This is a genomic window from Klebsiella sp. 1SOBk10mer (assembly GCF_046602535.1).
GTDB lineage: Bacteria > Pseudomonadota > Gammaproteobacteria > Enterobacterales > Enterobacteriaceae > Klebsiella > Klebsiella quasipneumoniae.
Window position 1 is genome coordinate 1 of record NZ_JBKIUP010000029.1, and the last position, 11,117, is coordinate 11,117.

Consider the following 11,117-nt stretch of genomic DNA (forward strand, 5'->3'; position numbering starts at 1 on the left):
TTTATTATGGTGATCCCCTGGGCGAAATGCGCCTGGTAAGCAGAGTTTTTGAAATGTAAGGCCTTTGAATAAGACAAAAGGCTGCCTCATCGCTAACTTTGCAACAGTGCCCAGGCAGTTAACCCGACGCAGGCAGCGATTTTTTCCTGTGCCGGAAAGGGTTTCGCGGTTGATGCTGATGATCCCCTGCTTAAAAACAGAGTTAACATTGCCCACAATATTGCTGGTTTTGATGAGCCGTTAAAGGAGTTTTATGAATGGATGGATGTATCTGGTGATTGCCGGCATAGCCGAAGTCTTTTATGCCGCGTCAATGCTCCGGACTGAGGGATTTACCCGGATCTACCCCAGTATTTTTTGCCTGACATTTATCGGTGTGAGCATGTACTTTTTGTCCCTGGCAACACGGACTATTCCTGTAGGAACCGCTTATGCGGTCTGGGTCGGGATTGGTGCTTTAGGGACAGCAGCGTACGGAATAATTTACTTAAATGAAGATAAGGGCCTGTTACGCATTGCCTGTTTCGGACTGATTCTGGCGGGTATCATTGGCCTGAAAATTCTGGCAGGACACAAGCAGCTGTAGGTTCTCATCCATAAACAGAACTCCGGGGGCATTCTGATTTTAGACATCAGCATGCCTCTCCCTTTCCCCTTTTTGAAATGGGACATTACCCGCTACATTAATAACAGGCGAGAGAACCGACATAACCGGGGGCGGCCAGGAAAAGTTGCCATGATTGACAAAAAGACTGCTTTTTGTTTGTACCTGCATGATTAACGGTGCGAATTTTTTCGGCAAACTATAAATGCGGGCACCAGTGTGATGATAAGCACCTGAATAAATGCCGACGGTAATGAAGGTGGCCCTGTTGATTAATAAGTTTGCAGGGAAATAAAAATCCCCGTCATCACGGGGATTTTCCGGACCCGAATGCGTTACCGGGAAGGATGCGAAGGAGAAAAGCGCAGTATCAGCATACCCGCCAGTGCTGCCAGTACAGAGCCGGCAAGTACCCCCACCTTGACCTCGTCCACCAACAGGGGGCTTTCTGCAAACGCCAGGTTGCCGATAAACAGGCTCATGGTAAACCCTATTCCGCACAGGACCGATACGCCGTAAACCTGCAGCCAGGTACTTTTTTCAGGCCGTTTTGCCAGGCCCAGGCTGACGGCCAGCAGCGACAGGCCGAAAATGCCCGCCTGCTTGCCAACAAACAGGCCCAGCGCAACGCCGACCGGTACCGGCGACATCAGGTCATCAGCCGTCATACCGGAGAGCGCGACCCCCGCATTTGCGAAGCCAAACAGCGGCAGTATCAGAAACGTCACCCACGGATTGATGCCGTGCTCCAGCCGGGCAAGAGGGGATTGTTTATCCGGATCGGTTACCCGCAGCGGGATAAAGAGCGCCAGCAGGATACCCGCGATGGTGGCGTGCACCCCGGACTGAAGCATGAAAAACCACAGCACGCCCCCCGCCAGCAGATAGGGAAACAGCCGGGTAATCCCGGCACGGTTCATGATAAACAGCAGAGCAACCGTGACCGCCGCACCGGCCAGCATCAGAAACGAAATATTACTGGTATAGAAGAGCGCAATAATAGCCACTGCGCCCATGTCGTCCAGAATAGCCAGCGCCGACAGGAAAATTTTCAGCGAGGCAGGTACGCGACTGCCCAGCAGTGCCAGTACCCCGAGCGCAAAGGCAATGTCCGTGGCGGCAGGAATTGCCCAGCCAGCGAGGGTTTCATCGCTGCCCGCATTAAACCATACGTAAATGGCCGCAGGCACGGCCATCCCGCCCAGCGCGGCAAATCCCGGCAGCGCGCGCTGGCCCCAGGTGGCAAGCTGACCGGTGAGAAGCTCGCGCTTGATTTCTAGGCCGACCATCATGAAGAACACGGCCATCAGGGCGTCGTTTATCCAGTGCTCAACGGAGAGGCCGGCGGCGTTGTATTTCAGGAATACCTCATATCCCTCCCTGAGCGGAGAGTTAGCCACGATGATAGCGGCTGCTGAGGCGATGATGAGCACGATGCCGCCGGCTGCGGGCGAGCTGAAAAATGCAGATGGCACTTCTGACATCCTCTTTTTATTTCTGTCTGGGATTTCTGACACACTCCCTCCCTTTATTCAAAAAAAACAGGCCTTCCCCTGATATACAACCGCTGGTTATCAGAGGATAAGCCGGCTGAGCTACGCTGAAGATATAAAAAATACGATAATTAATTGCTGATAAATTAACGAATTAGCGTGACGTTAATTTTATCATAACGTCCGGCCCGCTTCAGGCGGAAGATGTAAAGCCCTGTAAAGCTGCCGCAGGCAGGGGCATTTTTATCCGTCATCAGCCACACGCTCACAGCAGCCATGTGACGACAAAAAAACCCAGGGCAGTCATCAGAATGGAGCCGGTTACGTGTACCAGCAGTGAAGTAAACGCCCAGAAATAATTACCGGACTGCAGCTGTGAGAATATTTCCAGGGAAAACGTGGAAAACGTGGTCAGCCCACCGCACAGCCCGGTGATAACAAGTAATCGCCAGGCCGGATCCAGGTCAGGATGGCGCATGAACCAGGCCAGCGACGCACCAATGATAAATCCGCCCGCAAGGTTCACTACCAGCGTGCCCGGTGGCAGGTCAGGAAACAGGCTGTTCAGGCGTGCGCCAAGCAGCCAGCGGATCAGGCAGCCAGCGGATCCACCAATGATAATGGCCAGATAAGATTTCACGGGGTTTACCTCTGTGTCAGAGGGAGTATGCAGGCTGATGATACGGGGCGGCCTGACATACTCCCGGTTAAAGGGGAGTAATATCAGGCGTCATCAGCTTCTCAGGGGAAGCGGTTGGGTAAGGTGGAACGCCATCACCTCGCCGCAATTCTGGCCCGGTCACGGGCGTTAATCAAGCGGCTATCCACTGTTTTTGTGCGACTCCCCCTGCGGCGGGCATGAGGAGCCCGTTTTCAGGCTTGACCTGAAGAGCATTAAAAATTATCGTTTCGGCAGCATTTTATATCTGACTGTGAGTCATGCACATTACGCCACCCTGAGTTTCTCTTCGCCCGTCCTTTATCAGAGAGCCTGCCGCGACAGCCAGTCCGCGCCGGGTACCGTTCTCTCATATCCGTTACGGGACTGCCACCTTTCACGGTGAACCCGCGTGTACCTGCTTCAGGGACGCAGGCGCCGTGTCCGCAGCAGCCGGTACGGACACGTCGTGATTAATCGGCGGGCTGCAGCCCGCCTTCAGGGATATTCATGCGTCAGCTTTTTCGGTTTATGTTTCATCACGCCTCTCACCTTACGTTCGGTGCGATGCTGATGGCCATGTCCAGCTTTGGACAGACCTATTTTGTCTCACTTTACGGGCAGGATTTTCGTGAGGCCTTTGGGCTCACCGACGGCGGACTGGGCGGCCTGTACGCAATCGGAACGGTGATGAGCGCCATCACGCTGACCTGGGCCGGACGGCTGATTGACTACACCACGACCCGCCGCTTCACGCTGGCGGTCACCCTTTTGCTGCTCACGGCCTGCCTGCTGGTTTCCGGCGCACAGGCGGCGTGGATGCTGTGCATCGGGTTTTACTTTCTGCGCCTCGGCGGCCAGGGACTGATGGTGCATACTGCGCTGACCGCAACGGCGCGCCAGTTCCCCCTTGATGCAGGCAAGGCGCTCGGCGCCATCGCGCTGGGGCTCTCGCTGGCGCAGGCCGTTTTTCCTGTGATTGCGGTGCAGATAAGCGCGCTGACGGGATGGCGCGCTGCCTGGGGCATCAATGCCGGAATGCTTGTTGCCGGCGTGGGGGTCGCGCTGATGTTTTTGCCCCGCGGGAAAGAGAAGCCGCTGCGTACGTTCAGAAAGCGGGGTGAGGAGAAAGAAAAAGAGGCGCCGGTATGGCGAAACCGCAACCTGCTGCTGGCGCTGCCTGTCGTGCTGGCCTCCCCCTTTATCACCACCGGCTTCTTCTTCCACCAGGCGAGGCTGGCACAGGAGAAAGGCTGGGAGCTGTCGTGGGTGGCGGTATGGTTTATTGCCTATGCCATTACCCAGGCGGTATCGCTGCTGTCGTTTGGCCCGCTGATTGACCGGCTCTCACCACGCAGGCTGCTGCCGTGGTTTCTGATGCCACAGGCCCTGGCCATGCTGGCGCTATGGCTCAGCAACGGTCAGTGGGTGACGCCTTTTTACCTGATTATGACCGGCGTATCGTCGGCCATTGCCTCAACGCTTGCCACCGCGCTCTGGGTACAGCTGTTTGGTCCGGCGCAGCTGGCCAGGGTGCGCTCGGCGGTTGAGGCAGGGACGGTGATTGCCAGCGGGGCATCCCCGGTAATCATGGGCGTGCTGATAGATAACCATGTCACCCTGCATCTTCAGGCCCTGTTCTGCCTGGTCTACATTCTTGGCGCCAGCCTGCTGGCCACCGGTATCAGGACGGATGCGCCGCAATAACGCGCCTTTACCTTCATACCCGTCATCCTCTTTCCCCTGTGAAGGCGGGCCTGATATCAGGCCCGCCTGTTTCATCGCAGCATCAGCAGGGGCTGACGGCTTTCAGACAGCATTTCCGTGGTGTGGCTGCCAATAAAGAATCGCCGTAACCGGGAGTGCCCGCAGGCCCCCATTACCGTGAGGTCGATATCATGGGCGTCCGCGTAGCGGCACAGCGCCCCGGTTACGGACTCGTCTTCCAGCAGGCGTGTCTCGGTCGTGATACCGGCTTCCTGAAGAACAGCCTGCGCATCCTGCAGGGCTGACATGTCACCGTTGACCATCACGATATGACAGCTCAGGCCGTGCAGCAGCGGGCTGACCGTCAGGCGCGTCAGGTTTTTACGGCTCTCACTGCTGCCGTCGTACGCAAACATCACCCGCGCCGGCGGCGTAAACGTCTCCGGCACAATCAGCACCGGGTTTTTCTGCAGGCGAATGACGCTTTCCAGATGGCTGCCTACCTGATTCTGCGTCCCGCGGCGCCCCAGCACCATCAGCCGGACTTCGCCCAGCTCCGCCAGGATTTCGTCCAGTGCGCCGTGCTTTTGCAGCAGCTGTGCGTCCGGCTGTCCGGTCTGCTTCAGGAGCTCCGCACAGCCGGCCAGCACGGCCTTGCCCTGCGCCATCAGCAGCCGGCTGCGCTCACCCTCGACGCGGACCAGCGCTTCGGTCAGCTGCTCCCGGCTGTCAATACCAATGCTCCCGGTCAGGTCAGACACGGCGGGAGTCTCACTCTTTTCGAGCACGTGCAGCAGCGCCAGCGGCGCGCCAAGTTTACCGGCTGCCCAGGCAGCATACTCACAGACCGGCCGGGTTGACGGCGAGCCGTCAACGCAGGCAATAACGGTGTTATTCATGATGCTTTCTCCAGTAAATTAATGGCCACCCATCAGCTTTTCCACTTCTTCAGGCTTGTCATGCACTCCGAAGCGGTCAACGAGGGTGCGGGTCGCGTCATTCATACCCTTGATCTCCACTTCCGTGCCTTCGCGACGGAACTTGATAACCACCCGGTCCAGCGCGCTCACGGAGGTGATATCCCAGAAGTGGGCGTGCGTTACGTCAATCACCACGCGCTCCACCGCTTCACGGAAGTCGAAGTGGCTCATAAAGCGATCGGATGAGGCAAAGAATACCTGGCCGGCTACGGTATAGGTGCGGGTGTCGTCCTTCAGCTCAGAGGAGACCGCCATAAAGCGGGCGACCTTGGTGGCGAAGTTCAGCGAGGCAATCAGCACGCCGGTGAGCACGCCAAACGCCAGGTTATCGGTCGCCACCACCACCACCACGGTGGCCAGCATCACCACGCTGGTTGACAGCGGATGGCTGCGCAGGTTGCTGATGGAGCGCCAGGAGAAGGTGCCGATGGAGACCATGATCATCACCGCCACCAGAGCCGCCATGGGTATCCGGGACACCCAGTCGCGCAGGAACACCACCATCAGCAGCAGCACCACGCCGGCGGTGAGCGTGGAAAGCCGCCCGCGCCCGCCCGATTTGACGTTGATCACCGACTGGCCAATCATCGCGCAGCCCGCCATGCCGCCGATAAAGGAGGTGCAGATGTTGGCCACGCCCTGCGCCTTGCACTCGCGGTTTTTATCGCTCGGCGTGTCGGTCATGTCGTCCACGATGGTGGCGGTCATCATCGACTCCAGCAGCCCCACCACGGCAAGTCCTGCCGAGTACGGCAGAATAATCATCAGCGTGTCGAGGTTAAGCGGGATATCCGGGATCAGAAACACCGGCAGGCTGTCCGGCAGTTTGCCCATGTCACCCACGGTGCGCACGTCCAGGTGCAGCCACATGGAAATGGCGGTCAGCACGATGATGCAGACCAGCGGCGAGGGAATGGTTTTGTTCAGATACGGGAAGAGATAAATGATGCCCAGGCCCGCAGCGGTCAGGGCATAAACGTGCCAGGTGACGTTGGTCAGCTCCGGCAGCTGCGCCATAAATATCAGGATGGCCAGCGCGTTCACGAAACCGGTGACCACCGAGCGGGAGACGTAGCGCATCAGGCTGCCCAGCTTCAGGTAGCCGGCCGCCAGCTGCAGTACGCCGGTCAGCGCCGAGGCCGCCAGCAGATACTGCAGGCCGTGGTCTTTTACAAGCGTGATCAGCAGCAGCGCCATCGCACCGGTGGCGGACGATATCATTGCCGGACGGCCGCCGAGGAAGGCCATAACCAGGGGAATACAGAACGCAGAGTAGAGCCCGACCTGCGGGTCGACTCCGGCGATGATGGAAAAGGCGATCGCTTCGGGAATAAGCGCGAGCGCGACCACAATACCGGCAAGGACGTCACCACGGACGTTACCCAGCCAGTCCTTACGCGTCGAGGACAGCAGCATAGTCATTTCTCAGTTTTTGATTACGGTCAGCCCGTGAGGGCAAAAATTTTACGTACGAAAAAGCACATCCGCAGACGGGATGTTTTTGAGTGCGCGCCGAAGTTTATTCAGTGCGACAGAGGAGGGGTACGACTCAGGGTGGCGTAAGACGCATGGTGGTGTTTATCACTCCTTCACGGCTGACAGAGCAGCGCGGGTAATCAGAAAGACCGGATGAACAGACGTTCAGTACCGGCCACAAATGCCCGCCGGGCAGATGAACCACGGCAAAAAGCGCTTTTTACTCTACACGAATTGTTAACGGGGTCAACGCGCAGGGCAAAAACGCTGTTCATGGAATGCCGGTCAGGCGCATCCGGACGGAAAGTCCTTCTGCATGCTCAGGCTCGTCCGGCGTTCGCACATACATATGATTAAGTGAATATAAATTTGACGGAGAAAGTTTCACAGGTACACTCAGGTCAGTCACAATAAGGAGTCACCATGCCACCCGTGTCCCCCCTGCAGCTTTTTAAAAGCCTTTCCGACGAAACCCGACTCAGCCTCGTGCTGCTGCTACGCGAAAAAGGGGAGCTCTGCGTCTGTGAACTTACGTCCGTGCTGAAAGAAACTCAGCCCAAAATCTCACGGCATCTGGCTCTGCTGAGAGAAAACGGGCTGCTTACCGACCGGCGGGACGGAAAATGGATCCACTATCGTCTGTCGCCTCATATGCCGGCGTGGGCAGCGGCGGTTATCGAACAGGCTTATCTCTGCCAGCGGGATGATATCCGCCAGCTCAGCCGGCAGGCTGAACGCGATAACGCCACCACCAACGGCAAGCCTGTCTGCATTTAAAAATTTACCGGTATATATCTGGATTATCGAATATATTACGCATCGAAAATTTATCAGTCCGGTTTAACAGGCATTTGTATTCAATAGGAGCGGGTATGTTTCTGGCAGGTGCGATTTTCATCCTGACGCTGGTACTGGTCATCTGGCAGCCGAAGGGGCTGAGCATTGGCTGGAGTGCCGTCATCGGTGCGGCGCTGGCGCTGCTGACCGGCGTGGTGCACATCGGTGATATTCCGGTGGTCTGGCAGATTGTCTGGAACGCCACGGGCACGTTCATTGCGGTCATCATTATCAGCCTGCTGCTCGATGAGTCCGGCTTTTTTGAGTGGGCCGCGCTGCACGTTTCCCGCTGGGGAGGCGGCAGGGGCCGGCTGCTGTTCACGTATATCGTTCTGCTGGGTGCCGCAGTGGCGGCGCTGTTTGCCAATGACGGAGCCGCGCTAATTCTGACGCCGATCGTTATTGCCATGCTGCTGGCGCTGGGATTCACTCCCGGCTCCACGCTGGCGTTTGTGATGGCAGCGGGCTTTATCGCTGACACCTCCAGCCTGCCGCTCATCGTATCGAACCTGGTGAACATCGTAACGGCTGACTTCTTTACGCTGGGCTTCAGCGAGTACGCATCCGTCATGGTGCCGGTGAACATTGCCTCCATTGCGGCCACGCTGGTGATGCTTCATCTCTTTTTCCGCAGGGACATCCCGGTCACCTATGACCTGGCGAAGCTGAAGGCACCGCGGGAAGCCATCCGGGATGCACGAACCTTTAAGGCTGGCTGGGTGGTTTTGGTTCTTCTGCTGGTTGGCTTTTTTGCTCTGGAGCCGCTCGGCGTGCCGGTCAGCCTGGTGGCGGCGGTGGCGGCGTTTATTCTCTGGCTGGTTGCCCGCAAAGGACACGTGATTGACGCCGGCAGGGTGCTGAAAGGCGCGCCCTGGCAGATCGTTATCTTTTCGCTGGGCATGTATCTGGTGGTATACGGACTGCGTAACGCCGGACTGACTGATTACCTTTCCGCCGCCCTGAACCGGTTTGCAGAGCACGGCGTATGGGGCGCAACGCTCGGCACCGGCTTCCTGACGGCGGCACTCTCGTCCGTCATGAACAACATGCCCACCGTGCTGGTTGGCGCGTTGTCGATTGACGGTAGTAGCGCACAGGGCGTGGTGAAGCAGGCGATGATTTACGCCAACGTCATCGGCTGTGACCTCGGCCCGAAAATAACCCCTATCGGCAGCCTCGCAACCCTGCTGTGGCTGCACGTGCTGGCACAGAAAAACATCACCATCAGCTGGGGCTATTACTTCCGCGTGGGCATCGTGATGACCCTGCCGGTGCTTTTTGTCACGCTGGCCGCGCTGGCCCTGCGCCTGTCTGTTTAACTTTAACCCCGGGGCTGCGCCCGTGCAGCCCCTTTACGGAGTACCGCTTATGACTGACATTACCATTTACCACAACCCGGCCTGCGGGACATCCCGCAATACCCTGGCGCTTATCCGTAACAGCGGCGCCGAACCCACGGTTATTCTGTATCTGGAAACGCCGCCGTCACGCGATGAGCTGAAGAAGCTGATTGCGGATATGGGCATCGGCGTGCGCGACCTGCTGCGCAAAAATACCGAACCGTACGAACAGCTCGGCCTGGCAGAAGACCGCTTCAGCAATGACGAACTGCTCGATGCCATGCTGGCTCATCCGATCCTCATTAATCGCCCGGTGGTAGTGACACCGCTCGGCACGAAGCTGTGCCGTCCCTCCGAAGTGGTTCTGGACATACTGCCGGACCCGCAGCAGGGCGCGTTTACCAAAGAGGACGGCGAAGCCGTCATTGATGAGCACGGGAACCGCGTCAGCCACTGATTTTTTACCAGGCTGCGGGCATAACAGTGTGGAAAAAGCCGGCATCTGCCGGCTTTTTTATATGCTGCGCTGGTTGACCCGCTCAGAAAGCTGCGCGGCACTCTCTTTCCTTTCGCTGTAGCGGTCGGTGAGATAATCACTGCGACCGCGCGTCAGCAGGGTGAACTTCATCAGTTCCTCCATGACGTCCACTATGCGGTCATAATACGAAGAAGGCTTCATGCGGCCATCCTCATCAAACTCGGCCCAGGCTTTTGCCACGGATGACTGATTCGGGATGGTGATCATCCGCATCCAGCGTCCAAGAATACGCATCTGATTTACAGCGTTGAACGACTGTGAGCCGCCGCTGACCTGCATGACGGCCAGGGTTTTTCCCTGTGACGGGCGGACCGCGCCTGACGTCAGCGGTATCCAGTCAATCTGGGCCTTCATGATGCCGGTCATGGCCCCGTGACGCTCCGGAGAGCACCAGACCATGCCTTCCGACCAGAGAACCAGCTCCCGCAGCTCAGCCACTTTCGGGTGCGTCTCCGGCGCATCATCGGGCAGTGGCAGGCCGGACGGGTTGAAAATTTTCACCTCCGCGCCCATGGCCGTCAGCAGCCGGGCACCTTCTTCCGTTGTCAGCCGGCTGTAAGAGCGCGCCCGCAGCGAGCCGTAGAGCATCAGGATGCGGGGCGGATGCGTTATCTCTCTGGCCTTCAGCTTATCTTCCGTCAGCGGCGCGTCCAGGAGGGCCGGATCGATATTTTTCAGGGCATCAGTCAGGTTGTTCACAATGGGGTCTCTTCGGGAGTCTTTGCGGGTGACAGACTGCAGCTGCCGCCTGCGCAGCATTCTTCTGTCAGAAAGGCCATCAATTGCTCAAGCTGCGCATAGCAGGGCCTGCAGAACAGGGTACGACTCTGCCGTTCCTGGCTTATGAGTCCAGCGGATATCAGCGCTGAAAGATGATGGCTGAGCGTGGAGGCAGGAATCTCAAGGTGCTTCTGCAGTTCGCCAACCGGCAGGCCTTCATGACCCGCCCTGACCAGCTCCCGGTATATGCTGAGACGTGTCGGGTGGCCCAGTTCTCGAAGTGCGTTTGCAGCAGTGTTTAAATCCATAATACCTCCTTTATCTATATTTCCAGAATAATAGAAATATAGCCTGCGTCAATCGTTTCTGCCGTGAGGGTACCGCTTTCCCAATCATGCTCTGTCCGCCAGGTTATGGGGGGCAGAGCCAGAGCACTACCGAAATCCTTGCGAATACCCGTGCAGGGAATAATTTCCGCCCCCTTTATGGCCGGAAAAAAAACTGATAAACGTCGCCTTTTCAGAAGGTTGCTTTCTTAACGTGGTTTTTCGCATGGTTGGACCTCAGACCCCGTTTACTGCGGTCTTTTTGTGATGCATCAGCATAAAACGTTTTACTTGTGGACCCTAAGAAATGGAGAACAGGTAATGCTGCCAACTTGCTGATTTAGTGTATAATGGTGTTTTTGAGGTGCTCCCGTGGCTTCAGTCTCCGTCTGCTGTCCCTCCTGTTCCGCTACTGAAGGCGTGATGCGTAATGGCAAA

13 protein-coding genes and 1 riboswitch are annotated in these 11,117 nt (G+C 57.3%); of the genes, 6 read left to right on the plus strand and 7 right to left on the minus strand.

All coding sequences use genetic code 11. From position 1 onward, the window contains the following. Positions 1-216 (minus strand): hypothetical protein (locus ACLH1I_RS25970; RefSeq protein ID WP_411302950.1); only part of this gene is annotated, 216 nt, incomplete at its 3' end. 37 nt (positions 217-253) lie between these two features. Between ACLH1I_RS25970 and ACLH1I_RS25975 the strand changes: the two genes are divergently transcribed. Continuing rightward, entirely contained in the window at positions 254-586 is a 333-nt protein-coding gene (locus ACLH1I_RS25975; protein ID WP_004118538.1) for a DMT family transporter, read from the plus strand. Positions 587-939: 353 nt separating this feature from the next. On the opposite strand, the gene nhaA is transcribed toward ACLH1I_RS25975, so the two are convergent. Both nhaA and crcB read right to left on the minus strand, forming a co-directional pair. Beyond that, positions 940-2,088, minus strand: coding sequence for a Na+/H+ antiporter NhaA (gene nhaA, locus ACLH1I_RS25980; RefSeq protein ID WP_011977829.1), 1,149 nt, complete (start codon positions 2,086-2,088; stop codon positions 940-942). Between the two features lie 274 nt (positions 2,089-2,362). Continuing rightward, on the minus strand, positions 2,363-2,737 hold the full coding sequence (crcB, locus tag ACLH1I_RS25985) for a fluoride efflux transporter CrcB (RefSeq protein WP_004118534.1): 375 nt from the start codon (positions 2,735-2,737) through the stop codon (positions 2,363-2,365). A 77-nt stretch (positions 2,738-2,814) separates the two neighbouring features. Beyond that, positions 2,815-2,885: riboswitch (Fluoride riboswitch) on the minus strand. A 380-nt stretch (positions 2,886-3,265) separates the two neighbouring features. On the opposite strand from crcB, the gene ACLH1I_RS25990 reads away from it, so the two are divergent. Further along, positions 3,266-4,462 carry an MFS transporter gene (locus ACLH1I_RS25990; RefSeq protein ID WP_001549953.1) on the plus strand — a complete coding sequence of 399 codons (1,197 nt, stop codon included), beginning with the start codon at positions 3,266-3,268 and terminating at the stop codon, positions 4,460-4,462. Positions 4,463-4,533: 71 nt separating this feature from the next. Here ACLH1I_RS25990 and ACLH1I_RS25995 read toward each other — a convergent pair whose 3' ends face one another. Beyond that, the gene (locus ACLH1I_RS25995; RefSeq protein WP_004118529.1) at positions 4,534-5,361 is read right to left on the minus strand and encodes a universal stress protein; all 828 of its coding nucleotides are present in this window, start codon (positions 5,359-5,361) and stop codon (positions 4,534-4,536) included. A gap of 18 nt (positions 5,362-5,379) precedes the next feature. Beyond that, entirely contained in the window at positions 5,380-6,858 is a 1,479-nt protein-coding gene (locus ACLH1I_RS26000; protein ID WP_001549885.1) for a SulP family inorganic anion transporter, read from the minus strand. A 483-nt stretch (positions 6,859-7,341) separates the two neighbouring features. Between ACLH1I_RS26000 and ACLH1I_RS26005 the strand changes: the two genes are divergently transcribed. From ACLH1I_RS26005 to arsC, 3 genes are all read left to right on the plus strand, one after another. After that, positions 7,342-7,695: a metalloregulator ArsR/SmtB family transcription factor gene (locus ACLH1I_RS26005; protein WP_001549886.1), complete on the plus strand. Its 354-nt coding sequence runs from the start codon at positions 7,342-7,344 to the stop codon at positions 7,693-7,695. A 95-nt stretch (positions 7,696-7,790) separates the two neighbouring features. Beyond that, positions 7,791-9,074 (plus strand): arsenic transporter, encoded by a 1,284-nt coding sequence (locus ACLH1I_RS26010; protein ID WP_001549887.1) that lies wholly within the window; start codon positions 7,791-7,793, stop codon positions 9,072-9,074. Between the two features lie 49 nt (positions 9,075-9,123). Beyond that, positions 9,124-9,552, plus strand: coding sequence for a glutaredoxin-dependent arsenate reductase (gene arsC / locus ACLH1I_RS26015; protein ID WP_001549888.1), 429 nt, complete (start codon positions 9,124-9,126; stop codon positions 9,550-9,552). Positions 9,553-9,609: 57 nt separating this feature from the next. On the opposite strand, the gene arsH is transcribed toward arsC, so the two are convergent. Beyond that, complete coding sequence (gene arsH, locus ACLH1I_RS26020) at positions 9,610-10,323, minus strand: arsenical resistance protein ArsH (protein WP_025801347.1); 714 nt, start codon at positions 10,321-10,323, stop codon at positions 9,610-9,612. A 5-nt stretch (positions 10,324-10,328) separates the two neighbouring features. Next, complete coding sequence (locus tag ACLH1I_RS26025; RefSeq protein ID WP_001549890.1) at positions 10,329-10,661, minus strand: ArsR/SmtB family transcription factor; 333 nt, start codon at positions 10,659-10,661, stop codon at positions 10,329-10,331. Between the two features lie 390 nt (positions 10,662-11,051). Here ACLH1I_RS26025 and ACLH1I_RS26030 point away from each other — a divergent pair. Beyond that, a partial coding sequence (locus ACLH1I_RS26030) for an IS1 family transposase (RefSeq protein WP_135713003.1) occupies positions 11,052-11,117 on the plus strand: 66 nt, incomplete at its 3' end.